Below are 25,213 nucleotides of genomic sequence, written 5' to 3' on the forward strand. Positions count from 1 at the left end.
ACTTGAGCACTACTCGACTGCCTGCAGAGCAGCTGGCGGCGGCGCTGGAGCCTGCTGTGCACCGGAACCTCCCGCTGTCCGGCGGTGCCCAGGTCCGCAATTTCCATCGCACCGATCGTGGATTCGCCACTGAGACATACACTTTCGAGCTCGTAGACGAAAGCAGGTCGCTGCCACTGGTTTTCCGGCGTCCACCGGAGATGGCGCTGTTTCCCGACTACGATCTGCTGCGGCAGGTGCTGGTCATGCGGCGGCTGGCCGACACCGATATCCCCGTCGCTACGCCGATCTGGCTGGACCGGGAAGGCGACGATCTCGGCGGCCCGTACTTCGTGATGAACCGGCTCACGGGCGAAGCGCCCAGCGACTATCCCTCATATCATGTGGCGGGAAACTACTTCGAGGCCACGCCCGAGCAGCGCGAACGCATGTGGTGGGGGTGCGTCGACACCATCGCCGATATTCACCTGTTGGATTGGCGGGCACTGCGGCTGGACTTTCTTGCGCTGCCACAGCACGGCAGCAGCCCGGTCGAACAGATCGTGAATTACCTGGACTCGGCACTGGGCTGGGCCGCTACGGGCAATCAGCCCGAGACCTATCGGCGGGCCATCGCCTATCTGCGGGCCAACCGCTACGAGCCCGAACACATCACACTCTGCTGGGGTGACGCCCGCATGTCGAACATTCTCTACGACAAGGACTTCCGGGTCAGCGGCGTATTGGACTGGGAGATCGCCTACCTCGGCGATCACGAGGCCGATCTGGCCTGGCTGCTGTTCCTGGACTGGGCAAGCAGCGAATTCGAGGGACGTGCGCCGCTACCCGGCACACCGACCCGTGAGGAGACCATCGCCTACTACGAGAAGCGCGCCGGGATGCCGGTCCGCAATCTCCGCTACAACGAGATCCTGGCCGCCGTGCTGCTGTCGGTTCCCCTGCTGCGCATGGCCAATCGCATACAGCTACCGCCGGAAATGAACATCACCGGCTTCTGCACCACCCGAATCGAGCAGCTGCTGTCCTGATCCGCGGACCGACTATTCGTGGCAAGACTCCGCCCCGGGACCGGCCCGGGGCGGACCCCCGTCTCTCGTGTGGTGACCAGGGGGTAGGAAGGCCCATGAAGAAGCACACAGCAGAGGCCGGAATCGCGCACCACATGCTCGGACTGCCCTGATGGCGACCCCACGGGTAGACACCGGGAAGCAACCCGCTCGGTATGATCCATCGGTGCAATCCGATCCGAGTGGCGACGTCGGCGCGGTGCTGCGCGCCGCTCGGCGCGCGGCCGGAGTCACCCTGGCCGGGATGGCGGCACGCACCTGTTATTCCAAGCCGTATCTCGGTCAGCTCGAAACCGGGGTCCGCACCGTTCGCGAAGAGCACGTCGCCGCCTACCAAACCGCTCTCGGTGTGCGTATCGGCGCGACCACCGCGGCGAGCGTGCTCGATGAGCTCGCGCCCCTGCTACAGGCGGTGTTCGTCCATTCCGCGGACGATTCGCCTGCTCCTGACGGCGCGGAGGCGCTCATCCGGTGGGCCCGCGCGCACCAATGGGACGACGCGACCACTGCCCGCGAAGTCGTCACGGCGTGGTTGGCTCGCCATCGAGGTCGCCTGGACACCGCGTCGGCGCGGGTTCACCTCGCCGCTGCCGAACTGGCCGATATCGCCGCAACGATGGCGTGGGACGTCGAGGACATCGCCGCCGCACACCACTACGGGATCCTCGCCGCGCGCTGGGCGCACGCCGCTGGCGACGACGCATTGGCGGCCGCCGTCCTGGCCTCGCTCGCCTACCAGTACCTGGACCGCAACCGTGCGGCAGAGGCCCTGGAACTGACCCGGTTCGCGCAATACGCGGCCAGGCACTCGCTGGGTCCTGCGTTGCGCGCGGCACTGGCCACCAGGGAGGCGTGGGCGCAACTGATATTGGGTGAGGAGAAGGAATTCCGTCGGCTGACCGCCTTCGCCGAGGACTGCCGACAAGAACCGGATCCGATCCACGCGACCGGCACCCCTGCCGGTCGCAGTCTGCGCGCCGCGGAGCTGGCATCTCTGATCGGCCCGCGCCGCCGGGTGCCAGGACCGGCCGACCTGCACCGGGTCGTCGGTGCGGGCTACCGAGGCCTCGACTGCGGTCGCCCACAGGTGCTGGATCGGGCACAGGACCATGTCGGCCGCTCGTTGCGCGCGTCGACGTCAGGGCGTGAGCAGGTGCTGCAGATGGTCACCATGGCCAGGGTTCAACTCCTGCTCGATGAGCCCGAACAGGCTGCGGGGCTGATCACCGCGTCGGTGCCACAGGTCGAGCCATGGGTGGGGGGTCGAGTTGGTTCACGGTTACGCGACTTTCGTCATGAATCCACCCGGTTCGCCTCGGTTCCCGCGATCCGCGAAGCCAACGATGCGATCGGCGCGCTCGTGCACCGATGACCGGTGTTGCCGGGCAGGTCTGCAAAGGTCTGCTGTTCGGGCCGAATGGCCGAAATGCTCCGTAACGTACGGCCTCATGATCAGACGGCCCATTCAGCGAGCGGTCCTGTCCGCGGCAATCGCGGTGTTGTCAGCGGTGACCTTGTCCGGCACTGTCGCGGGCGCGACGCCAGGGGAGGGGTTGGCGCCGCTGGGGTCGGACTTCCTGTGGGGCGTGGCGTCGGCAGGATTTCAGAACGAGGGCCATGCCCCGGATAGCAACTGGAGTCGGTACGCGGCAGGCGGCGCCGTCGAGTCGTACGGCGATTCGGTCGACTTCTACCATCGCTACCGTGAGGACATCGCGCTCGCCAAAAGCCTTGGCGTGCAGGTCTACCGGCTCAGCATCGAATGGGCGCGCATCCAGCCGCAACCCGGTACCTGGGATAACGATGCTCTCAGCTTCTACGACAATGTCGTCGCCGAGATCCGCGCCGCGGGCATGCGCCCGATGCTCACCCTCGACCACTGGGTCTATCCAGGGTGGGAGGTGGATCGGGGTGGTTGGAGCGCACCGCAGATGCTCGATGACTGGCTTGCCAACGCGCGTGTTGTCGTCGACCGGTATGCCGATGACAACCCGCTGTGGGTGACTCTCAACGAGCCCGTCTTCTACCCGTTGCAGGAGATGCGCGCCTCCGGACTGAGCCCGGCAGCGATGCCCGCGATGGTGGACCGATTGGTGGCCGCGCACAACACCATCTATGACTACATCCACGCCCGCCGACCCGACGCGATGGTGACCAGCAACGTCGCCTACTTCGCCGGTGCCGAGGCACCGCTCGATACCGTTATCGAAGACCGGATCGGACCGAAGCTGGACTTCATCGGTATCGATTACTACTACGGTGCGACACCCGCGACCGCGGGGAGCATCGTGAGTGCGCTGCAGAATGAGCCCTGGAAATCCCAGATCACTCCGGAGGGCATCTACTACGCACTGCGTTTCTATGCCCGGAAGTTCCCTGGGCGTCCCCTCTACATCATCGAGAACGGAATGCCGACGGAGAACGCGAACCCGCGCGCCGACGGCTGGACCCGCGCCGAGGTTCTGCGCGACACCGTCTACTGGTTGCAGCGCGCCAAGGCCGACGGCATGAACCTGATCGGCTACAACTACTGGAGCCTCACCGACAACTACGAATGGGGCAGCTACACACCGCGTTTCGGTCTCTACACGGTCGATGTGAAGACCGACCCCACCCTGACCCGCCGTCCCACCGATGCCGTACCGGTCTACCGCGACATCGTCACCGCCAACGGTGTGCCGAGTGGCTACCTTCCCACCCGCCCACCCGTCGTGTGCTCGATCGTGGACCCGCCGTCGAGCTGCACCGAGCCGGTGACATTTCCACGCTGATACCTGGCATGTGCCGGTTCGGGGCGATCTCGCCATCGGGTGCTCCGGCTGTCCTGCCCTCGATCTTGTCGAAGAACTCAGTAGGAAGGTGCCCTCATAGGCGAGGGCGGAATATGAGATCACTCCCCGTTCACCGCGTCCGGCGGTTCATTGCCCTGATCGCGGCTGCGACGCTGCTCCCGGTGGCCACCGGCGTGGCGCAACCACCCGAAGGCAGTACCGGTTCCATACAGGAACTGCACGACATCGCGAATACTTCCGCCGGACGCGCTGACTGTCGTGGCGACGCTATGCCCGAGCCCGGCCTGCAAGGCGATGTTTCGGCAGCCGACCGCGATAGCGGTCGCAGCACTCAGGGGTATCGCTGCAACATCACTCGCGTGGGCGGGTACGCGGGACGTGGCGGCGGTATCACCTCAACGAGTTTCGATCACTGCGTCTACCTGGGCAGCTTCTTCCCCGGTGATCTACTCGGCCCCTCGACCGGAGTGCAGGTGATCGATGTTTCGGACCCGACCAATCCGGTGTTGACGGCAACGCTGACCGAACCCGCGATGTTGGCCGGGACCTGGGAGAGCCTCAAGGTCAACCCGGTCCGAAAACTATTGGTGGGCACCGGAGCTCCCGCATTCACCGGTGCCGGCCTGATCTCGGTGTACGACGTCTCCGATTGCGCGCACCCGCGCTTGCTCAACCCAGGGCCTGGTACTGACCTGACGTTGCCCGTCCCGATCACAGCCCACGAGGGCGGGTTCTCCCCGGACGGCAACACGTACTGGGCCTCGGGTGTCCTGCCCGGCATCGTCAGCGCCGTCGACCTGACCGACCCGGCCACCCCGCGCGTCATCTGGCAGGGCATGCCCGGTACATCGATGCACGGTATGGGATTGCGTGCCGATGGCAACCGCCTGTACCTGGCGAACAATATGGGCGGACTGACCATTCTCGACACCAGCGCCGTACAGCGGCGCGATCCGGATCCGCAGGTTCCGGTCGTCGCCGAGATGACATGGACCGACGGCTGGGCAACCCAGCAGGCGATCCCCGTCGAATACGGGGGCAGGCCTTATCTTTTCGTTGCCGACGAAGCAGGCTCCGGTGGGGTCAAACTCATCGATATCGTCGACGACACCCACCCTCGGGTGGTGAACTCGATAAAGCTCGAGATAAACCTGTCCGAACATCGGGACAACGCCATCGCCTCCAGCATGGGCGGCTCGATATTCGCCTATGACGCGCACTACTGCGCCGCCGATCGTCCCTCGAATCCGACAGCACTTGCGTGCGGCTGGATCTCTTCTGGGATAAGGGTTTTCGACGTTCGCGATCCATTCCATGTCCGAGAGATCGCCTACTACAATCCGCCTGCAAAGACCGGCCACAACATCGAACTGTGGAATTCGCCGCACGCACTCGCCTCGATCGTCGGCGCTCCTCTGCTGAGCGGACCATCGGTGATGCAGGCACTCAATGACGGCATCTTCGATCCGGCCACCGCAATGAGTTCCCGCACCGGCGATCTGGCGTTCGGCGACATGTCCACCGACTGGTGCTTCTCCGCACCCGAATGGCACGGCACTCAGCTCTGGGCAGCGTGCGCCGACAACGGTTTCTCGACGCTGCAACTCGCGCCCGATGTGTATACCCCGCCTGCCGACCAGCGCTCGACGGGAGGGGCATGAAACGACGCAGCTGGGTCACGGCGGCCGTAGTCGGTTCGCTCGCACTGCTCCTGCTGGTGCTCGGCGCGGCGATCCGCCCACTCGTGATCCCTGATACCCCTTCTCCCACAGTGATTCTCACCGCGACTGAGATCGGGTTCGCACAGGATATGACCGCCCATCACCAGCAAGCGCTTGTCATGGTGCAACGCCTGCGGCAGGCTGACGATCCGACCGTGCTGAGGCTCGCGCAACAGATCGCCGACAGTCAGCGTCTCGAGATCGGCATGATGCTGGGCTGGCTTCGCCTGGCTGGTACCACCTCCACCAACCCACACCCGATGGCCTGGATGCACGATACCGATCATCGGGCGCAGTCCAGCCACCACCAGGCGGTCTCGACCACCACGGCATCCGCTACCGCCACCATGCCGGGAATGGCCTCCCGAGCCGAACTCGACGCATTGTCCGCGGCAACCGGCCGAGATGCGGACACCCTGTTCCTAAAGTTGATGCAACGCCACCACTACGGCGGTATCGCCATGGCTCAGGCAGCCGACGAACAGCTCGACGGTGGCCCCGTCGAACAGATCGCCCGGGACATGATCAGCACACAAAGTCAGGAAGCCGGCCTGATCGGGCTACTGCTCACTCAGCGCAGCACGCAGACCACCGAGTAGGTAGGGACCGGATCGGTGAGTGAGTGCGACTTCCACGGCGGCGGTACGTGCACGTGAAAGCGATGCTGGCCGATCTGTCTCCGCCTGCTACTCGTGGAGCGAGTCAGCGCCGTCAGGGCACATCCAACACGCTGGCCGGAACCCCATAGGGCAGAAATCGCACCCGACGGCGATCATCGGTGTTGTCGCGATGCGCGCGTAAGGCCTCGAGCTCGCTCGGAAAGACCTGGTCAACCCTGGCCTCGCCGGTGTCATCGATGCTGTAGATCGCCCACACCCCGCTGCCGGTCTCACCAGTGGTCTCGCCCTCGGATTTCGGTGGATGTGGCCGTTCCGGTTGGACGAACTGACCGAGCAGCGACGCCAGTGAACTGATGCTCGCATGATCTACGCGATCCAGGTATACGCCGGCTTTCCCGAGCAGGTCGCGGAGCTCGGTTCCCGCCCCACGTAGTGCGCGTTCGAAATCTTCCGGATCGATGCCGAAAGGCCCGTTGATTGGCATCGCATGTGCTCCTGGGGACGAGTTGGGCGCTACGTCCTCAGTGTCCTCGCGAAACGCCGACTTCGCCACGCCGACTTCGTCCGTCCTCGACGCCGTCACGCTTCCCGGTGTGCGGGGCGATCTGTCTCATCGGCCGGACTACCGGCGCGATCCCGGCGCCTGCCGATCAATCTGAAACTCACTGGCGCGCGAGCGGCCTACGCCCTTCAACCGGCTTCCGCACCTGCGAACGTCACGTCGGTTCGGCTGATTTCGGTCGTCGAGCCCGCTGCTATGCCTGCTCATAGGTAGCCGCTGTGCGCCGGCTCTCGCATCGGCCACTATGCCGTTCCGGCTGTCCGAGCAACGCCATATATGACCAGTTCAGGCCGATCGGCGTGCGGTGACCAAGAGGTACTCCCACTCCATCCGCCCGTCGCCCAGGTCGTGTTGGGAAGCGAGATCCGCAAGTTCCTGGTCCAACCGCGCGATCCGGTGGGGTTCCGCGCCAATAGCTTTGTACACGGCGACCGTCGGTCCGTAGTAGGCCTTGAAAAAGTCGCGGAACTCGGCGCCGTCGGCGAAACGATCGATGACCGCGGTTTCGCGTCGCAGCTCCAGGTCAGCGACGCGATCGCCCAAGAGCGACCGGACATGTGTCTCGTCGCCCCACATCGGGGGCGGCAGCGCACCGGGCGGGGGCGGCGGAGCGAACGGTTTCATCGTGGCGAACATCTGCCCGATGAATCCGGTGGGTGTCCAGTTGATGAGCCCGATCGTGCCGCCCGGCTTGGTGACCCGCACCAGTTCGTCCGCGGCCGCCCGGTGGAACGGCGCGAACATGATGCCTACACACGAGATCACAGCGTCGAACTCGGCATCGGCGTAGGGCAATGCCTCGGCGTCGGCTTCCTGCCACTGCAGGTCGACGCCCCGGGCGGCGGCGATACGCCGGCCCGCGTCGAACAGCTCCGGTGTGAGGTCGCTCGCGACGACGTCCGCACCGGTCTCCGCGGCGGGGATCGCTGCATTCCCGGTTCCGGCCGCAATGTCCAGCACGCGCTGACCCGGGCCGATGCGGCAGGCCTCGATGAGACGCCGGCCCAGCCCAGGGATGACTTCGGTGGCGACGGCCGGGTAGTCGCCCAGTGCCCACATTGCGCGATGCCGCGCCTTGAGATCAGCGGGTCCGGATTCGGTCATCTGATGCTCCCTCTATAATCGGGACGGCGGACGCTCCTGAACCTGATTTACAACGCTCCTGAACCTGATCGATTTACAACGCTCCCGAACCTGATCGATTTACAACAAGTCGCGAAGTCGGCTGTTGTGCGGGACAAGTGCGGCTGAACGGTGAGCGTGGTGTGCCAGGGAAAGGCCGCTGTGTTGGAGCGGCCGATGTGCGCGGCTGACACGACCGCCATTTCGGCCTGTGCAGGCCCGGCGTCGCGCTGCCGTGCAGCGGGTTCTGCTCATGCTCTTTCGATGCGGTGCCAGAATCGACAGTCGCCGAGGTCCTCATGCTCAATATGATCAGCACCCGGTTCGATCGAACCCAACCATTCTGCTGGCAAGCCGGTGAAAACGCGCCGGTACGGCCGCAGCTTGTCGTCGGGATCGAATGTGTCCATCTCGATACCGGTAATCTCCATGGCGACATGATCCTCCACGAGGTCCTCGAACAGCGGTAGGTTGCTGTGCACCGTGTTGCTGCCCGGCTTGTCTGATACGTGGTAGTGCCTTTCTCGGGCAATCAAGGCTGAGCATCTCGACATTCCCAAGGTAACGCCGCCGACAGAAGAAGGCGTGGCGCAGGCCACGCCAGGTGTAACCCGGCTGCGCTGGTCCCCGGCGGCGGTGGTGCGGGTGAGTCGTCGCCGGGCGTAGTCGGCAGCTGTTGGGGTCCAGCACGACGCACAGCGCCGACGGGCCTCGCGTTTGGGGTGGTGGACCACGTTCACTCCGGCGCGTTCGGAATCGACGAGTCCGCCGGTTTTACGGAGCTGGCCGACACCGCCGGAAACCTCGTTTGGGTGTCGTCATCGTCCTCGATTGGCGTGTCGGGACACACCGCCACGTCACCCCGTTACCGTGCGGGGGTCGACCACAAAGGATTGCCTGGCGGCTGGCGGGTAAGGGTTCCCTTGGCAGCCGGGTACTGGCGTAGTCCGATTGAGAGGATCTGGACCTTGAGCGATCTTTCTCGCCGTGACCTGCTCAGGACGTCGGCGGCCGCGGGCGTCGGAGCAGTTGTTGTCTCGGGCCTTACGGCCGCAGACACGCCGGATATTGCGGGTGCAAGCGCCCGGGGAATTGTGGCCGCGGACCACCCGAGTAAAAGCCCGGGATGCCCGCCCGCGACGCTGACCGGCCACATCGTCCGCCCCGGTGACGCGTCGTACACGGATGCGCGACTCGGCTGGGACCAGCTCTTTTCTCACTATCCGCTGGTCATCGCCTTCGCGCAGGAAACCCAGGACGTGGTGAACGCCCTGACGTGGGCGCGGCAGCACAACATCGCGCTGCGGGTGCGGAGCGGCCGCCACGCCCTCGAAGGCTGGTCGAACGTCGACAACGGCATCGTAATCGACGTCAGCCAGCTGAAGTCGGTACAGATCGACCCTGGCGCTCGTATCGCGACGGTCGGTGCCGGGCTGAACCAACTGGAAGCGGTGACGACGCTCGCGAAGCAGAACTTTGCGGTCACAACCGGGAGCGAGGGCAGCGTGAGCTTGTGTGGTGCGACGCTTGGCGGTGGCCTCGGGCCTCTCAACCGCTGGCTCGGCATGGCCTGCGACAGTCTGATGGCGGCCGAGGTCGTCGTCCCGTCGGGTCACGACTGCGCCAAGGTGATCAACGCGGACTTGCAGCATCACTCGGACCTGCTCTGGGCGCTCCGTGGGGCGGGAAACGGCAACTTCGGAATCGTCACACAACTCACCTATAAGGTGTATCCGCTCGAGCATCTCGCCTATGTGCAGGCGACATGGGATGGACTTGGGGACCTCTACGGGGTCTTCGAGGCGTGGCAGCGTACGGTACCGTCCGCCGACAGCCGTCTGGGATCCGAGCTCGAGATCCACAAGTCCCAGATCCTGCTGTCCGCGTGGCTTGTGGACGGGGCAGCGGCACAGGCCAGAGAGATGCTGGCTCCGATCCTGTCGGTCGGCAGGCCCGATGTCACGGTGCAGGTCGGTAACTGGGGCGATATCTTTGCGGGAGCCCAGGTCCCGCTCGCGCAGGAGCCCGCGAACTGGAAGTTCTTCTCGGAGTTCGTCAAAGAGCGGTTCCCGAAGGAGGCGATCGACATCATCGGCGACTTCATGCGAAACGCTCCCACAGAGGAGAGCAACTACTTCGTCGATGCCTTCGGTGGGGCGATCGAGCGGGAGCCCTCCGGCGGCACGGCGTTCGCGCATCGCGACGCGCTTTTCTACGGCGAGATCGGCGCAGCCTGGGGGACTCGTTCAACACAACCAGGCGTCGGCGACCCGCTGACCTCGCAGGCCCAGGCCTGGACTGCTGAGTTCAGCCAGGCGCTGCGGCCCTACGCGGACGGCGCCTACGTCAACGTGCCGAACGTCGGAATGCAAGGGTGGCAGACCGCCTACTGGGGGAGCCAGCGCTTCGAGCGGCTGCGCAGGATCAAGGCGAAGTACGACCCCCACAACGTCTTCCAGTACGAGCAGAGCATCCCGCCCGCGTCACACTGATCGACAGTTCGCCGCTGCTCCCCAACCCCGGGTGGCCGTCGGCGGCCCGGAGGGTTCCGGCACGTCATCGCCGGCCTCCGGCCCCTTGCCGACCACGCCACCCACCTTCTACCGCACCACCTCCCCATCACCCACAGCCGACCACGCCATCATGACCGACCTGACTCCGCCGGACGCGCTGCACCCAAACGCTCTAGACAACCCTCAGCAATCCGCATCAAACGCTCGGTACGACGCCACCGACAGGGCTGCAGAGCGCGACCCGGTTCCTGTCGGTGGGCTGTGTCGACACCGGTGAGATAGCATTCACCGGCACTGGCGGCTACACCACTGTTGCGTATGTTCCCGGCAGTGCGAACGCAGGCCGCCCCGCCATCATTCAGCACCCGGTCACCCAGCAGATCATTGGTGCGTACCAGAACGCTACTCACCTGCACTGGATCTCCGCCAGATCCGACGGCACAGGGTGGGTGGACGAGGGCCCAGTGGGCGTCGAGTCCGACATGGCGCCCGCGGTCGCCTACTTCAACGACAAGATCCACCTCGTCTATCGCGACAAGTCGGACGAACAGAATGCCCTATGGTGGATGACCCACAGCGACAACACCAGCAGCTGGTCGAATCCCGTACAGATCCCGAACACCGCCCCGAGCGAATCCGGTCCCGCCTTGGCCGTATTCGGCGACCTGCTCTACTGCGTGTATCGAGGACCTGAGAATTCGCTCTACTACTTGACGCTCGACAAGGGCAACGCGACGTGGAGCGCGCGGAGATATATCTACGGGGCCGCGTCCACGAGCTCGCCCAGTCTCGTTGTCTACAAGGGGAAGCTGTACTGCCCGTACACCCCGCCGTGGGACTGAACCCGGTTTTCGTTCACCGAGGGTTTGACGGACACACGGTCCAACGCTCAGTAGTGGGCGGAACCAGCGGGCCATCACTGGACCATATGCCGATGCCTGCCTCCCGACCCCGCGCCAGCCGATAGCCTCAGCCGCTGAGGGTGAGGCGGCTGGTGATGTTCAGCTTGACTTCGCCGTAGGACAGCACGTGCTCCCAGAACAGCGGGGTCACACCGCGTGGCCGCTCGAGTGGCGCTACAGCTGACCCTCCTGCGCGGTCCGAACTTCGGTTTCTCGTCGCCGACGTCTGCTGCCCCTTCGGGACTAAACGGGGGTGAGGGAGAACGGCCCTGAGGGCGCGGGTCTCGGTCATGGCGCGGAGTGTAGGAGAAACCAACAGGACTTGTTGAACACCAACCATTTTCGACACGTTTCATCGACACCGCATCGGCGCGGCCGTGCTAGCGATTCCGTTCCGGAGGGGTACCGGTAAAACGAACGATTATCAACACCCGTGTAGCGAAGGACGCTGGAGCCTGGCGCCGCCACGGTAAGAGCCAGGAGAGTCATCTCGAATCAAGCCGTTCCGGCGCGCTTACCGCCTGCTTGGGGACGTGATCGGCAGTACACCGTTGGCAACAGAGTGAGTACCAGGATCGTCCTCGGCGGGTCGGCCGAGGTCGAATGCATAATCCGATTACCGTAGTGGGGCAGGCGCTTTCGAAGGAGATGACGCATGGGCACAGGGGGTATGTCATCGCGGCGCGGTCCGGTCGCAGGCCGAGCCCGCTCGCTGAGACCCCCCACGCCCCCAGCATCCCGAGCTAGTCGATTGCTGCTTTGGCCGGGGTGGACAAGAGTAGCGGCAATGGCAACGACAGTGGCCACGCTCGGCGCGACGATCACCGCCACTGGTGCCCTGTGGTTCACAGCTCAGTCTCTGCGCGCGACGAACAGCCAGCATTCCCTATCGCAGCAAACAGCGGTGACCGACCGCTTCCGCCTGGCGGCCGAACAACTCGCCTCCGACAAGATCGATGTCCGCCTGTCGGGTATCTACCTGCTCGAGCGCCTCGCCAAAGACTCCCCCGCCGATCACCCGACCGTCTTCGCGCTGCTTTCAGCGTTCCTGCGCACCCACACGAACGCAAGCGAATGCCGGGCACAAAGCCCACTCCAACCGATACCCGCCGACATCCAGGCTGTACTGACTGTCATCACACGTCGCGTCCTCGGTCCCGAGGGCCTCGCCGACAAACTGGACTTACGTCTGACCTGCCTGGCGGAGGGCGATCTCGCCGACGTGATCCTCTCCCACGCGGACTTCACCCGCGCGAACCTCACAACGGTGAACCTCACCCGCGCCTTCATCCCGTACGCGAATCTCACCGATGCCGACCTCACCGGCGCGAAACTCACCGACACCGTCCTCGGCGCTGCGAACCTCACTGGCGCGAAACTCATCGGGGCCGATCTCACCGGCGCGGATCTTAGAAACGCGAACCTCACCCGCACGGACCTCGCCCGCACCACCCATGACCTCACTACACAATGGCCAGACGGCTTCACGCCGCCCTAGGCAGCGCCAGCCTCGCTGCTAACTGTCGATAAAGCGATCGATTCTCAATATCCACCTTCCGGCAGGGGCTATGACGCAGCCACAGCGGGTGGCAGGCTGCGTTACGAAAGGTGCTCACTCCCTCGGTAGGCCTCTGAACTGCGATACATTCGTCGACGATCCCCACTAGGGCTGCTATTCTGGTCGGCAGCGGGGCTGTTCGCGCCCTGGATGCCTTCGATCAGAGGATCGGGGGCATTTGTCGTTTCAGTCCCTCGATCACCTCGAGCCCCGGGCGTCGCCCCCGGGGCTTTTTCTATGTCCTGAAGGATCCGTCATGATCGTGCTCTCCTCTCTTATGCCGCTGGGGATTTGGCCGCTGCTGGCCATGATCCTGGCCGTCACCTCCGTGACGCTCATGGCATTGCTCAGGGCCAAACGTGAAGACATCCCCGGCGTGTTCGCCTCTTTCGCACGAGGTTTCGGTTTGCACCGAAGCGCAAACCGGAGTCCTTGCGGGGCATTGGAGGGCCGCGCGGACACCGACGGCGGTAGCGGCGGTCATCCTGGAGGGAGCAACCCTCACCAGGAGGAGTCGTGAACAAGCGCGGTGAGCACCCGGACCCGGTGCAGCGTCGTGGAACCAGTCAGGTGGCTCGCGATCAGCTGGCCGCGGCGATGCGCGATGCGCTCGACACCATTCCCGCCCCGGCTCGTGCGGCATTTGTCCTGATGGATATCGAGTACCTGACGACGCAGGAAGTGGCCGCGACGCTGGGGGTCTCCGCTGCGAGCGTCCGTCGACGGCGGGCGCAGGCGCTATCGATCCTGAGGACCCCGAGCCCCGTCCACAACCTCGCACAGTACCGAGTGGACTTGGCGGCCTACCTGCACGATGTCGACCTGAGCGCACTGCTAGGGCAACCGCTCGGCGGCGGAGCTCGTCGGTGCGATCAATGTGAACAATCGTTCGGGCGGCGCGCTAGATCGGGTCGTCCACCACGATATTGCAGCAACGCGTGCCGTCAGCGTGCCTACCGCCGCCGCACCGAGCAGCCACGCTGAGCTCACCGGTGTGTTGCCGCTGCACGTCTTGGCTGCCCACTGTGCGGCCGTTGCGGTATCGCTTGGCCTGCAACACGATCCGGCGTCCGTCCGGCGTCCGCGCGATCACGTCGGCGCCCAGATCGCCGGATCCGCCGACCACCTTGACATCGGTGCAGCCGTCCCGGCGACACAACGCGGCCAGCGCCTCTTCGAACTCGGAGGGACTCAGTGCGTTTTGCCGCAGCGCCAGTACTCGCGCGTCATCGCGAGCACGCACCCGGCGGCGATGCCACACCGCGAGCCCTGCCGTAAAAGTGGCGACGGCCAGCGCACACAACCCAACGGAAATGAGTACCACGGCCTGCTGTTCGGCTACGTGCGCGACCTTGGGCACCGCCACCATCGCCCGCCTTCTCGGCTTGCCCGGCGAGATGCCCTGTACCTCACCAGAAGAGGAGTACGAGGGCGGCACGGAAGCGGCGGGTGTTCGTTCTATGCCGTCGTGATGGCCAGCTGTGTTCAGCGATTGCGTTGCGGCACTCCGGCACCCGGGTGTCGATCGGGGGCGCGGAGGGGGATGCCGACGTGGTGCAGGTGCCTCAGCGCCTCGCGGTAAGAGGAGATCAGCCCGGTTTCGTGGTAGGGCACGCCGATTTCGGAGCAGTAGTCGCGGACGATCACCTGGGCGTGGCGCAGGTTCGGTGTCGGCATGCTCGGGAACAAATGGTGCTCGATCTGATAGTTGAGCCCGCCGAGGGCGAGGTCGGTCAACGTGCCGCCCCGCACGTTGCGGGATGTCAGCACCTGGCGACGTAGGTAGTCGGGGCGGTCTTCGCCGGTCAAGGTTGGCATGCCCTTGTGGTTCGGGGCGAAGATACAACCCATGTACAGGCCGAACAGGCCCTGGTGGACAACAAGGAATGCTAAGGCTTTGTCGGCGGGCAGAACCGCGAACAGTGCGGCCAGGTAGGTGGCGAAGTGGCCGAACAGCAGTGCGCCCTCCAATCCGCGGTGTTTGACCGATCGATTTCTGAGCGCACGTACGCCGGCTACATGGAGGTTCAGGCCCTCCAGCAACAGGAGGGGGAAGAACAGGAACGCCTGCGCCCTCCCGATGAGACGAGGCAGACCGCGGCTGGCCCGCGCCTGCTGTTGTGACCAGACCAGAATGTCGGGCGCGACATCGGGGTCGAGTTCCTCGTGGTTCGGGTTGGCGTGATGCCGGGTGTGCTTGTCCTGCCACCAGCCGTAGCCCAGACCGATGCCGGCGTTGCCGACGAGTCGTCCCACGAGCTCCGTCGGCTGCCGTAGCCGGAAGACTTGGCGGTGCGCGACATCGTGCATGACGAGTGCGATCTGAGCGAACGCCACGGCCATGAACGCCGCGACCAGCAGCGTCCACCACGAGTCGCCGATGAGGACGAACGCCGCCCAGCCGGCTGCGAACGCGGTCCCGACGATGCTGAGCCGGATGGCGTAGTAGACGGGACGCCGGCTCATCAGTCCCGCGTCGGAGATCCGGCGCAACAGGCGGGTGTAATCACCGTCGGCGCCGCGCCGCTGTGGCCGTGGAAATGACTTCGGGGCCAAGGCAGGTGTCGTCATAGATCTTCCTGGGAGCTGGGTCGGAGGAACCGCTTCCGCCCGTCGACGATGCCGGCCGGTCGATGTCGGAGCGGGCGCCGATTTCGATACCCCTAAGCTATCGGCCGGGTTCTCGTTACCTGTAATCCCTTGGTATGACATGGAATCGGACTGCGGTGTGATATCGGATGTCCAGCGCAGACCGAGGCCGCTGACCGGTTGTCGGCCAACGCATCCGGGTCGCCGGACCGAACGCACATGCCGCCATCCTCGGGCGTCGAAGCCTGACAGGTCGGCGCGATCGAGCAATATCCCTTGTAGGCAGGTGTTGCTGATGTCTATCCAGTCTCGGCTTGCTGTCGGCTTTCCGGGGATGGCGTGGTGGGCGAGGGCGCCGATGGTGGCGGTGACGTCCAGTGGGGCGAGATGGGCCGGTTTTGCGCAGAGCCGCTCTCGGGGGGAGTTCGGCAGGGCCATCAGGTCTGCGGTGGGATGATTTTCGCGCAGGTAGGCGGACACGATCGACACGACTGGAAAGCGCTGGCCGGGGAAATCGATGGCCAACGGCTATGAATCCGTTGGATGTTGCTGGCTGAGCGTGACCGCCTTCGCAGCGGGCTTCGGAGCCTCCGCAAAAACCCGTTGCCGGACCACGGCGACCACTGCTAGTTTTCCGGAGGCCGTGCGAGAGAACGAGGAGGTGGTACCCGTGAACGCAGTATCGACATGGGTGCTCCCCTCCGGGGTCATGGTCGGGTGATAGGTCGTCCGGGAGCGCCGTTCAAGAGCACTCCCGAAAGGCACGACCATGCAATTCATTTCTGAACAGCGCCTCGACGACGGCGTCCTCGAACGCGAATTCACCCTCGGCGAGATCCCTGGCATCCTGTGGACGCCCGCATCGGCATCCGCACCGGCGCCGCTGATCCTGGTCGGCCACCCCGGCGGACTGCACATGATGTACCCCCGACTGGTGGCCCGGGCCCGGCACGCCGCGGCGGCGGGATACGCCGCGGCCACCATCGAGCTCCCCGGGAGCGGTGACCGGCCCCGTTCCGCCGCCGCCGAGCAGGCCCGCGCCGACCTGCGCCGGGCGCTGGAGGCCGGCGAGCCGGTCGACGACGAGATCGTCGACCGGCTCGTCCTCCCGCTGGTCGAAAAGGCGGTCCCGGAATGGCGGGCCGCCCTGGACGCCCTCCTTTCGCTGCCTGAGATCGGCGGCCCGGTCGGGTACTCGGGAGGGGTGATCGCCATCGGCCTCCGGCTGGCGGTGGTCGAGCCGCGCATCTCGGCCGCCCTTCTGTTCGCCGGGAGTTTCGTGCCCCGCACCATGTTCGAGGAGGCCCGGCAGGTCACCATTCCGCTGCAGGTCCTGCTGCAGTGGGACGACGAAGGAAACGACCGGCAACTGGCCCTGGACCTGTTCGACGCCTTCGGCTCCAAGGAGAAGACGCTGCACGCCAATATGGGCGGGCACACCGGCGTCCCGCAGTTCGAGGGCGACGACGGGAACCGGTTCTTCGCCCGGCACCTGAAGTGAGGCCGACCCGTCAGGCCGGCAGCAGACGGTAGGAGCTGTCGGCCAGGATGCCGCTCATCGAGGACAGATCCCGGCCCTACTCGATGGCGATAGCCAGCAGATGCACAACCGCCCCGATCGCGGCGATACCGGCCATCGGCGGTACCGGCCGGTCGGGGCGGCGCGTCTCCGGATCGACGGCGGTGAAGGTCCCGCTGGTGTTGGTGTCATGGTGTCCAGCGGTCGGCGACCACGGCAGTCAATGCACTGTAATGGCGCTGGGCGCGCGGTCGTTCGAACGCACCCACATGGCTCCCCTCTCGTGTCAAGGCGTAGTCGGCAGGTCGGGGCTATTCTGGTTGGTGGTAAGTCCGGGTTGTGGCTTGTCCGAAGGGCCGGTGTGCGGGGTTGAGCCGGCCGCGCTGGAGTCAGTAGTCGCCCCCGATTGCCCTCCCGGGCTTGCCGTTTCCCGTCGATGTTGGTCGGCGAGCATGCGTGCGTAGACGACATTCGACAGGCGCCGTTTCAATGCCCGCATCGATTCCATCGAGGTCTTGCCCGCGGCTTTGCGGCGGTCGTAATAGGTGCGCCCCGTGCTGGGACGGCGCAATTGAACCACGGCCATGATGTGCGAGACCCGGTTGATCTTGCGGTTTCCAGCGCGGGAGAGCCGATGCCGTTGCTGCTGGCCAGAAGAAGCGTCCAACGGTGCGGTGCCGTTCCAGGACGCGAACCGGTCCCGGTCTCGGAAACGGCGGATGTCACCGACATCGGCGAGCAGCCTGGCCGCGCCAGCTGGTCCGATGCCGTTCATATCAGTCAGGGTGGATCCATGCTCGGCGACGAGCTCGCGCAGTTCTTTGTCCGAGGCTTTGATCTTGCGGTCGATGTTTTCCAGTTCGCCGATCAACTCGACCACCAGACGGCGCCGGACCTTGCCCGCCGGATCGCGGGGCTTGACGGTGGCGACCAGCTTGCGTGCTTGCATCGCCGACAGGAACTTCTTCGCCCCGCCTGGCAGCAATTCCAGCAGCAACCGGTGCAGCCGGTTGACGGTGTCGGTGCGGGCGCGGCCGAGCTCGTCGCGGCGATCGGCGAGCATGCCCAACGCGATCAACTCCGAATCCGCCTGCACGCGGCGCAGATCCGGTGACCGCAACGCCGCCAACGCCACCGAATGCGCATCGACCGGGTCGGTTTTGCGACCATTGCCTGTCGCGAACACCCGCACCTGCGCCGAGAGTTTCGCTGGCACGTCGATCACGGTCTCTCCGTCATGGACCAGACGGTGCGCGATATGACGGCCGATTCCATTGCAGCCTTCGATCGCCCATACCCGCTGCGGGTATCGTTTTCCGGTGGTGAGCATTTCGGCGTAGCCGGTGGTATCAGTGCCGTATCGACCAGTGGTCAACACCTTTCCGGTGGGGTCGATGATCTCGAGTGTGGCTGAGCGTTTGTGCGGGTCCATTCCGATGATGACCGTCACCAGTGGTGTCCTTCCCGTGTCGGCGTGTGAAGTCCGTGCGGGAAGGCACCGCTACTTCGAGCTGGGCAAACCCCTCTTCAGCCATTCCCGGCACGGCACCCGGTGAGAGGCAAGCCATGTGAGAGCCACACCAATGAGGCAGGTGGGCAGCCGATTTGGGAGCTTCTCACCGGGTACCTGGACCCGATCCTGGCCGGGATCAGGCCCTGGCACCAGTGTTAAGTAGCCGATGAGCGGGACCTACCCAGTCACGCTGCGCCTTACGGCTTCGAATAAGGGTGGCCGGGGGCGGTGGTCGACAGGGCCCATTCGTCGCCTCTATAGAGAACTCCGGAGGGGACTGATGTCCCGGTCATTCCCGGGTGAGGACGAGGACTTCACCGGGCGCCGAGGGTTCGTGGCGCAGCTGCATGATGATCAGATCGGTCACCAGGGTTCGGCACGCGGTCAACAGTCGCCTCGTGTCGCCGCTCACCATTGCTGTCGGCACCCAACCGCTGGGGTGGACGGCGATGGCCAGCGCGGTCAACCGCAGCAGCGTCCCGAGGGCCGGGGTCAGCCGCCATTCTCCGGCCAGAACGGTCCGGGTGGCGGTTGCGAGGACATCGGCCAACGCGCGCAGGCCACTCTCGTCGTGCTGCAGGATCTCCCGGATCAGATCCACCTCGCGGCTCAGCCGCTGTAGGTCGGCGTGCACGAACGGCCCGCGCGGCCCGCGTCCTAGACCCGGTAGCAGCGCACGCCATTTCGGGCGTCCAATGGGCTCGAGCGGCGTTGACCACCCCAGCGCGAGCACCCCTTCCTGGCCCTCCAGATACTGGGATCCGAGCGTTCGCCATGCGGCGGTCAACTCGTCGGCGACCTCGGCGGGCGCGCCGTCCGGTTCGAACTCCATCAACTTCTCGAGCGCCCACTCGGAGTCGTAGTCGGTATCGGTCGGCCACACCGTGCCGGGGTCGGGCACCCCGTTCTCGCTGACCGGGAGGAACATGGTCTCGAAGTCCTGCCGCAGGGTCAACGTTCGACCGAACTCAGCGGCCAGCCGGAGAATCATCTGATCGCCGAGTCGTCCCACCGGTACAGTGAATCGCCAGCCGGGCAACAGTTCCGCGCCGCGCCCCGCGTCGAAGTACGCCGACAGCACCGCGCGTGCTGCCAGGCTGCGACTGAAAGGCCCGCGCACCGGGCCCCACCACGCCACATAGCCCAGTACACAACCCAGGGCGATGTCGACGTCGCGGATCAACATGCTCGCGGCATCCTCGGCCGGAAACTCGTTTTCGTCCGAGACGCCCTCGGGTGTCCAGATCGGCCACGGGCGAAGCCGCTCCCCATGGGCGTTGGCCTCGTCCGGTGCAGCCACCCAGACCGGCGGCGGCTTCTCGCCGAGCAGACCCTGAGCGGCCAATTCCGTCATCTCGGGTCCGGTCGGAAGACGCACGCGCGCGCCGTCGGACAATGCGCCGATCCATTCCGCGAACCGTTCGGCGGCATCGTGACGCATGCCGCGCACCGGCGCGTCCGGTTCCGACGGCATCGGGAGCTCCGGTGTCCGAATCACCTCCCGATCGTGTTCTTCGTTCAGGAACAGCCGATACAGACTCGCGGGCACCGGGGGTGTGCATCGCCGATTTCCGGCGACCGGCAGCGCGGTGCGCAGAAATCGCTTCACCACGACCCGTGTCAGAAGCTGCCTCCGCTCGGATTCGATTGCGGTATCGGCGATCTCCTCGACGAGCGCGTTCATCCGTGCTCGCAACGACGTGTCCATCGACGTGCCCTGCTCGACGCAGTCGAACGCCAGATCCAGCGCGTCGATGGTTTGCGCGGCCAGGCAGGCTTCGATCACCTCATCGGCATTGTGCTCGGCGGTATAGAGCACGATGGTCTCCCGCCACCAGGCACTGTCGACCGCAGCGGCCAATCGGCCCGCTTCGCCCCGTACAGCGATCTCCACCGCCGCCAGATATTCCTGGAAAGTCTTGTGGCAGAAAGCGATCGACCCGACGGCAATTTCCACCAGCAATCCGTCATTCACAAGCTCACGCAAAACTCGACGCGGTTCCACCGCCGAGCCGAGCCGAGCCAGCGGAGGCTCGATCTCGGTCAATACCGCCGCCTCGGACAGTTCCCGCACCTCACCCAGCATCATGGCGTAGGCGAGGGCAGCCAGCAGACGCAGCTTGTCCGGGGCGGCAATCACCGGGGTGAGCCCCTTGGCGTTGTAGCGCCGCCACAGCAGCACATCGCAGATCTCTCGATACAGCTGAACCCGGTTGTCGGGCAACACGCCCCGCTCCCGATGCACGTTCACGATCATGGTCAGCAGCAGCGGATTGACCGCCATATCACCCAGCATGACGTGACCAGTCAACTGCGCGCGCAACCGTAACGCCTGCTGCGCCGCCGCAGGCCGTTCGGGTTCGACCGCCAGATACCAGCTGTCGACGAACTTCTCGATCTGTACGGTGGTCAGCTGCCGCACCTGTAGAACCGTGGCACTGTTGATGGCGGCGGCCTCGTACCCGTGCCGCCGCGAGGTGAGCACGAAGTGGTTGCGCGGATAGGCGGCGATCTGTCTATCCACCCACCGCACCACCGCCTCCCGCTCACTGTCACGAGCCACTTCGTCCAATCCGTCCAACAGCACCACGCAGCGACCCCGCTCGAGCATGGACGTGAACCACCCCACAGGCGGACGTCGATCCAAAGAGGCGGGCACAGCCTGATCCCCAAGCCGCACACCCGGATCCGCGGCAATCGTCTCGGCATGCTCGCGCAGCAACAACAAGATCGCAACGCGACGCCGGCCGAAGCGACGGCGACAAGTCTCGCGGGCCGCCTGCCGCAACAAGGTGGTCTTGCCGCTGCCCGGCGCACCCAGCACGGCGAGCACCTGGGGTTCGCTCACCGCCAGCAGACTCGAGATCGACAGCCGTTCGGCATTCGACGACGGCAGCAGATCGGTCAACGGGTGCGCGCTGATCTGGTGGTGCGCCCGCGGGACCAGACTCAGGTCGATATAGGTCTCGTCGAACGCGGGCGCTGCGTGTGGCGCGGTGGCCAACCCTTGCAGATCCATGCGCCGCAGATAATGCAGCAGCCAACGCCGGTACGCGCGTTCGAAGCGCGACAGCCGGGTGGTCAAAGCCGCGTCCACCTGCTCCACCAACTGCGGCTGGTGCCGGGTGGCGATATCGGCAGCGACACCGCTCACGAACCGCAGCACCGTCAATGCCACCCAGTAGGCGCCGACCAACCCGACGCTCCACCACGGATGCTGCTGCGCGAAATCCTTCAACGCGGCACCGACGATCGCCGGAACCCCCAGCGCGACGGCCAACCATCCGACCGTCGGCCATCCGACCGACACGCCCGTATTTTCACCGCTCACCAGACACCCCGCCGCTCTTCCCGGTTACCGCAGCAGAATATCGACGAAAACGCCTCTCGGCAGCGGATATTCAACTCTCCTGGAAAGCAGCGTCGCGGCCGAAATAAGAGACCAATTGGGATGTTCAATGGTGCATGACAACGTTCGAGCACACGCTGATCATCGACCGCCCGATCGCCGACGTGTTCGCCTATCTTGTCCGGTTCGAGAACGTTCCGGCCTGGAACTGTGCCATCACCGAGACGGTCAAGACCTCCGACGGCCCGGTCGGGGCCGAGCCGAGCAACTCGGGAGCCCCCGGGTGCGGTTGCTGGCGTGGAGCACCGGTGCGGTCAGTGTCCGAGGGCGACTTTGGCGCCGACGATCAATGCCGCGATCGCGGCGAGGATCAACCCGGCGACGAGGACGCGGGGACCGGCGGAGTTGCCGCGGATACGCGTGGTGATGATGGGGACCGTGGCGAGCCGGACGACAATGACCGATCCGGCCAGCAGTTGTGCCCATTGGGCCGACAGGACACCGAACCATCCGAGGCACAGCAGTGCCGAGGGAATTCCGGCCGACGAGGCGATCGGTACCGCATCGCGCAGTCCGGCCGCCGCTTCCGATGCGGTGCGCAGGGTCGGCGTTGGGCTCTCGGCCACACTCGTGTGGGCGACGAGCTCGGCGAAGACGTGGGCGACGAAGGTGGTGGCGCCTGTACCGGCCACGAGTGCGGCGGCGGTGCCGTCGCCGATCGTGGCGGTCGTCGCGATCGCGACAGAGGCGAGGGCGAGGATATTGCCGTAGACATAGGCCGACAATCGTGCGGTCGCGCGCTCCGGCGGCAACGGCCCCTGTGAGCGTCGCACGAGCAGGCGATACCAGTCTGCTTCCTTGACGCGGGCGACGAACCGTCTGCTGCTCATGTACGCATGCTCGCAGACCGTGCGAGGTGAGGTCCGGGTACGGCGCCGCATGTCGAGTTCGGGAGGACGAGGTCGCGCGGTCGCTCAAACACGGCGGCGACGGGCGATGCCGTTCTATCAACGCCGCGGTGTGCCCATCGATCTGGTGTGGACTGACGCTAGAAGGCGCGGGAACTGCAAACTCAGAACCACTCGCCCGCTCATCGCGATTAGCGTAAGTCGGAGCCTCGATGGAGCAGCCCGACCTGGCATCATCGGGATTCACTGATGCCGACTCGGTCGTGCAGTTTGGCAAGTGGTTTCGGGGCCCACCAATTGGCGCGGCCCATCACATGCATCGTTGCCGGTACCAGCACGGTGCGTATCAGGGTCGCATCCATCAGTACGGCCAGGGTGAGCCCGAGCCCGAACATTCTCATGAATGGCACCTGCGAGGCGGTCAGCGCGGCAAACGAGATCGACATGAGCAGCGCGGCGGCGGTGATCACGCGCCCGGTGCGGGCCACGCCCAGTGCCACACCCTCGTCGTTGGCTCGAGTGGTGCGTGCGGAGGTCAGCCAATGTTCACGGAACCGCGACACCAGAAACACCTCATAATCCATCGACAGGCCGAATGCGATGCAGAACAACAGCACCGGCATGCTGGCGACCAGAGTTCCGGTGGGTGTGGTTCCCAAGGCTCCGAGGTGGCCGTCTTGGAAGACCCATACGAGCGCGCCGAACGTGGCCGTCAGTGACAACACGTTGAGGATCAACGCCTTCAGTGGTAGCACGACGCTGCCGGTGAGCAAGAAGAGCAGTGCGAAGGTGAGGGCGGCGATCAACCCGAGTACCAGCGGCAGCCGCGAGGTGATGGCGTCAACGCTGTCGCGGTTGATCTGCGCGAGCCCGGATATCTGTACCGACCGGCCCGCCGGGCCCGTCACGTCGCGTATCTTGTTCAGCTGTGTATCGGAGGCCTCGGAACTCAACGGAGCGGTGCTGACGACCGTCAAAAACCCGCTGCCACCGGCCAGGCCGGCCGGAGCGGCCGGTGGTCCCACCTTCATGCCGCCGACAAACGTGCCACTCGGGGCGGCAACCGCCGCAACGTCGGGCACCAGAGACAAGTCGGCGGCGTAACGCTCCAGGTCGGCCTGGTCCAGACCTACTACGTCGGGGACGACGACCGGTATCGAAGCTGCGGGATCGATGGCGAAATCGTTGCGCAACTGATCGCCCACCTGATGAGCTGACGCGGAGCTCGGGAGCAGGCGGTCGTCGGAAAACCCCCACTTCACTCCGATGAAAGGAACTCCGAGCAGTAGTAGCAACGCAACCACGGCCAGACCGATCGGCACGGCGTGGCGCATCACCCGCTTGGTCGAGCGGTACCAGAACGACAGCTCGATCGGTTTGGGCACCGGATCGGGGCGCCGCAACAGCCGACGCGCCAAGCGCCGCACATCCAGGGCATTCAGCCTGTGCCCCAGCAGCACGATGGCCGCTGGAGACACCACGATCGCCGCAATTGCGGCGAACGCGACGATGGTCACTCCTGCGTAAGCGAACGACCTCAAGAAGTACATCGGGAACAATGCCATCACCGACATGGACAACGCGACGGTGACCGCGGAGAACACCACGGTGCGGCCAGCAGTGGCCATGGTCCGGGACAGTGCCGCGTTGCAGGAGGCACCGTTGGCCAACTCGTCGCGGTAGCGACTGATGATCAGCAGGGTGTAGTCGATCGCCAGGGCGAATCCCAGCGCGGTGGCCAGGTTGAGCGCGAAAGTCGATACCTCGGTGCCGAAGGTGATCAGACGGAGCACCGACATCGAACCGACAATGGCGATCAGTCCGACGGCGACCGGCAAAGCCGCAGCGAACAGCCCGCCGAACACCCACACCAGCGCGACGAAGCTCAGCGGAATTGCGATAGCCTCCATCAAAATCAGGTCGTGCTGGCTCTGCTCATTGACTTGCGCATAGGCCAGCGGGATGCCGCCGGCGCGCACGGTGACTCCGTCTCTGTCGTGCACCACTTCGCCGGACAGTGTTTTTGCGTGTTTCTCCGCGTCGTTCTCCGGGCCTTTGAGATTGGCCACGATCAATCCGGATTTGCCATCGTTGCTCACCAGCCCGGCGGCTGCCTGGTGAGTAGAGGTCCACGCCGACCACAGGTCCAATACGTACGGCGACTGTTTCAGGTGGTCAACGATGTCGGTGGCGACCCGCTGACCTTGTTCACTGCGGGCGCCATCGGGTGCGGTCACCACGATCAGCAGCTGCTGATCGCTGACGCCGAACTTGTCCGTCAGTAGCCGGGTGGCCTGAGCCGAATCCGACGCCGGATCGTTGAAGCCGCCCGCCGACAGGCTCCCCACGGCCGGGATGCCGAAAATTGCTGCCCCGACGAAAATCAGCATCGTGACGGCGATGACTCGCCGTGGTGCGGCGATGGCCAGCAGCACGATCCGGTGCAACATGTTGTGTCCTTCCGGGGGCTGGCATACC

Annotated in this window: 20 protein-coding genes; 11 read left to right on the forward strand and 9 right to left on the reverse strand. The window is 65.3% G+C overall.

Going from position 1 to position 25,213, the window contains the following annotated elements; all coding sequences use genetic code 11:
* Window positions 1-2 precede the first annotated feature (2 nt).
* From ACFQZZ_RS31765 to ACFQZZ_RS31785, 5 genes are all read left to right on the forward strand, one after another.
* Window positions 3-1,028 carry a phosphotransferase family protein gene (locus ACFQZZ_RS31765; protein WP_378688104.1) on the forward strand — a complete coding sequence of 342 codons (1,026 nt, stop codon included), beginning with the start codon at window positions 3-5 and terminating at the stop codon, window positions 1,026-1,028.
* Window positions 1,029-1,233: 205 nt separating this feature from the next.
* Window positions 1,234-2,439: a helix-turn-helix domain-containing protein gene (locus ACFQZZ_RS31770; protein ID WP_378688106.1), complete on the forward strand. Its 1,206-nt coding sequence runs from the start codon at window positions 1,234-1,236 to the stop codon at window positions 2,437-2,439.
* A 76-nt stretch (window positions 2,440-2,515) separates the two neighbouring features.
* Window positions 2,516-3,838, forward strand: coding sequence for a glycoside hydrolase family 1 protein (locus tag ACFQZZ_RS31775; protein ID WP_378688109.1), 1,323 nt, complete (start codon window positions 2,516-2,518; stop codon window positions 3,836-3,838).
* 113 nt (window positions 3,839-3,951) lie between these two features.
* Window positions 3,952-5,520, forward strand: a complete 1,569-nt coding sequence (locus ACFQZZ_RS31780) for an LVIVD repeat-containing protein (protein ID WP_378688112.1) — start codon at window positions 3,952-3,954, stop codon at window positions 5,518-5,520.
* Window positions 5,517-6,179, forward strand: a complete 663-nt coding sequence (locus ACFQZZ_RS31785; protein WP_378688115.1) for a DUF305 domain-containing protein — start codon at window positions 5,517-5,519, stop codon at window positions 6,177-6,179. The genes ACFQZZ_RS31780 and ACFQZZ_RS31785 overlap by 4 nt, the downstream gene beginning before the upstream one ends.
* A gap of 112 nt (window positions 6,180-6,291) precedes the next feature.
* Here ACFQZZ_RS31785 and ACFQZZ_RS31790 read toward each other — a convergent pair whose 3' ends face one another.
* From ACFQZZ_RS31790 to ACFQZZ_RS31800, 3 genes are all read right to left on the reverse strand, one after another.
* The gene (locus ACFQZZ_RS31790; protein WP_378688117.1) at window positions 6,292-6,684 is read right to left on the reverse strand and encodes a hypothetical protein; all 393 of its coding nucleotides are present in this window, start codon (window positions 6,682-6,684) and stop codon (window positions 6,292-6,294) included.
* Between the two features lie 363 nt (window positions 6,685-7,047).
* A complete protein-coding gene (locus ACFQZZ_RS31795) occupies window positions 7,048-7,866 on the reverse strand; it encodes a class I SAM-dependent methyltransferase (RefSeq protein WP_378688119.1) in 819 nt (272 codons plus the stop codon).
* 269 nt (window positions 7,867-8,135) lie between these two features.
* A complete protein-coding gene (locus tag ACFQZZ_RS31800; protein WP_378688122.1) occupies window positions 8,136-8,624 on the reverse strand; it encodes a hypothetical protein in 489 nt (162 codons plus the stop codon).
* A 354-nt stretch (window positions 8,625-8,978) separates the two neighbouring features.
* On the opposite strand from ACFQZZ_RS31800, the gene ACFQZZ_RS31805 reads away from it, so the two are divergent.
* From ACFQZZ_RS31805 to ACFQZZ_RS31825, 5 genes are all read left to right on the forward strand, one after another.
* Window positions 8,979-10,376, forward strand: a complete 1,398-nt coding sequence (locus tag ACFQZZ_RS31805) for an FAD-binding oxidoreductase (protein ID WP_378688125.1) — start codon at window positions 8,979-8,981, stop codon at window positions 10,374-10,376.
* Between the two features lie 275 nt (window positions 10,377-10,651).
* Window positions 10,652-11,239 (forward strand): hypothetical protein, encoded by a 588-nt coding sequence (locus ACFQZZ_RS31810; protein ID WP_378688127.1) that lies wholly within the window; start codon window positions 10,652-10,654, stop codon window positions 11,237-11,239.
* 847 nt (window positions 11,240-12,086) lie between these two features.
* A complete protein-coding gene (locus ACFQZZ_RS31815) occupies window positions 12,087-12,797 on the forward strand; it encodes a pentapeptide repeat-containing protein (protein ID WP_378688130.1) in 711 nt (236 codons plus the stop codon).
* A gap of 316 nt (window positions 12,798-13,113) precedes the next feature.
* Window positions 13,114-13,377: a hypothetical protein gene (locus ACFQZZ_RS31820; RefSeq protein ID WP_378688132.1), complete on the forward strand. Its 264-nt coding sequence runs from the start codon at window positions 13,114-13,116 to the stop codon at window positions 13,375-13,377.
* Between the two features lie 77 nt (window positions 13,378-13,454).
* The gene (locus ACFQZZ_RS31825; RefSeq protein WP_378688187.1) at window positions 13,455-13,841 is read left to right on the forward strand and encodes an RNA polymerase sigma factor; all 387 of its coding nucleotides are present in this window, start codon (window positions 13,455-13,457) and stop codon (window positions 13,839-13,841) included.
* Here ACFQZZ_RS31825 and ACFQZZ_RS31830 read toward each other — a convergent pair.
* Both ACFQZZ_RS31830 and ACFQZZ_RS31835 read right to left on the reverse strand, forming a co-directional pair.
* Window positions 13,759-14,226, reverse strand: a complete 468-nt coding sequence (locus ACFQZZ_RS31830; RefSeq protein ID WP_378688135.1) for a restriction endonuclease — start codon at window positions 14,224-14,226, stop codon at window positions 13,759-13,761. The two genes, ACFQZZ_RS31825 and ACFQZZ_RS31830, sit on opposite strands and share 83 nt — an antisense overlap.
* Window positions 14,227-14,342: 116 nt before the next feature.
* Entirely contained in the window at window positions 14,343-15,428 is a 1,086-nt protein-coding gene (locus tag ACFQZZ_RS31835; protein ID WP_378688138.1) for a fatty acid desaturase family protein, read from the reverse strand.
* 787 nt (window positions 15,429-16,215) lie between these two features.
* Between ACFQZZ_RS31835 and ACFQZZ_RS31840 the strand changes: the two genes are divergently transcribed.
* Window positions 16,216-16,947, forward strand: a complete 732-nt coding sequence (locus ACFQZZ_RS31840) for an alpha/beta hydrolase (RefSeq protein WP_378688140.1) — start codon at window positions 16,216-16,218, stop codon at window positions 16,945-16,947.
* Window positions 16,948-17,251: 304 nt separating this feature from the next.
* Here the strand turns inward: ACFQZZ_RS31840 and ACFQZZ_RS31845 are convergent, their stop codons facing one another.
* The 4 genes from ACFQZZ_RS31845 to ACFQZZ_RS31860 all read right to left on the reverse strand — a co-directional run bounded on the left by ACFQZZ_RS31845 (window position 17,252) and on the right by ACFQZZ_RS31860 (window position 25,185).
* Window positions 17,252-18,415: an IS110 family transposase gene (locus tag ACFQZZ_RS31845; protein ID WP_378688143.1), complete on the reverse strand. Its 1,164-nt coding sequence runs from the start codon at window positions 18,413-18,415 to the stop codon at window positions 17,252-17,254.
* Between the two features lie 352 nt (window positions 18,416-18,767).
* Window positions 18,768-21,788 carry an NACHT domain-containing protein gene (locus ACFQZZ_RS31850; protein ID WP_378688145.1) on the reverse strand — a complete coding sequence of 1,007 codons (3,021 nt, stop codon included), beginning with the start codon at window positions 21,786-21,788 and terminating at the stop codon, window positions 18,768-18,770.
* Between the two features lie 353 nt (window positions 21,789-22,141).
* A complete protein-coding gene (locus ACFQZZ_RS31855; RefSeq protein ID WP_378688148.1) occupies window positions 22,142-22,717 on the reverse strand; it encodes a hypothetical protein in 576 nt (191 codons plus the stop codon).
* Between the two features lie 251 nt (window positions 22,718-22,968).
* Window positions 22,969-25,185, reverse strand: coding sequence for an MMPL family transporter (locus tag ACFQZZ_RS31860; RefSeq protein WP_378688150.1), 2,217 nt, complete (start codon window positions 25,183-25,185; stop codon window positions 22,969-22,971).
* Window positions 25,186-25,213: the final 28 nt, after the last annotated feature.

It is taken from the genome of Nocardia sp. GCM10030253 (assembly GCF_042675075.1).
GTDB lineage: Bacteria > Actinomycetota > Actinomycetes > Mycobacteriales > Mycobacteriaceae > Nocardia.

Bases quoted from the DNA above. Each gene is read 5' to 3' on its own strand.
- ACFQZZ_RS31780 (WP_378688112.1), top strand. From the start codon at position 3,952: ATGAGATCACTCCCCGTTCACCGCGTCCGGCGGTTCATTGCCCTGATC.
- ACFQZZ_RS31860 (WP_378688150.1), bottom strand. From the start codon at position 25,185: ATGTTGCACCGGATCGTGCTGCTGGCCATCGCCGCACCACGGCGAGTC.
- ACFQZZ_RS31795 (WP_378688119.1), bottom strand. From the start codon at position 7,866: ATGACCGAATCCGGACCCGCTGATCTCAAGGCGCGGCATCGCGCAATG.
- ACFQZZ_RS31855 (WP_378688148.1), bottom strand. From the start codon at position 22,717: ATGAGCAGCAGACGGTTCGTCGCCCGCGTCAAGGAAGCAGACTGGTAT.
- ACFQZZ_RS31820 (WP_378688132.1), top strand. From the start codon at position 13,114: ATGATCGTGCTCTCCTCTCTTATGCCGCTGGGGATTTGGCCGCTGCTG.
- ACFQZZ_RS31790 (WP_378688117.1), bottom strand. From the start codon at position 6,684: ATGCCAATCAACGGGCCTTTCGGCATCGATCCGGAAGATTTCGAACGC.
- ACFQZZ_RS31825 (WP_378688187.1), top strand. From the start codon at position 13,455: ATGCGCGATGCGCTCGACACCATTCCCGCCCCGGCTCGTGCGGCATTT.
- ACFQZZ_RS31835 (WP_378688138.1), bottom strand. From the start codon at position 15,428: ATGACGACACCTGCCTTGGCCCCGAAGTCATTTCCACGGCCACAGCGG.
- ACFQZZ_RS31840 (WP_378688140.1), top strand. From the start codon at position 16,216: ATGCAATTCATTTCTGAACAGCGCCTCGACGACGGCGTCCTCGAACGC.
- ACFQZZ_RS31785 (WP_378688115.1), top strand. From the start codon at position 5,517: ATGAAACGACGCAGCTGGGTCACGGCGGCCGTAGTCGGTTCGCTCGCA.
- ACFQZZ_RS31775 (WP_378688109.1), top strand. From the start codon at position 2,516: ATGATCAGACGGCCCATTCAGCGAGCGGTCCTGTCCGCGGCAATCGCG.
- ACFQZZ_RS31830 (WP_378688135.1), bottom strand. From the start codon at position 14,226: ATGGTGGCGGTGCCCAAGGTCGCGCACGTAGCCGAACAGCAGGCCGTG.
- ACFQZZ_RS31815 (WP_378688130.1), top strand. From the start codon at position 12,087: ATGGCAACGACAGTGGCCACGCTCGGCGCGACGATCACCGCCACTGGT.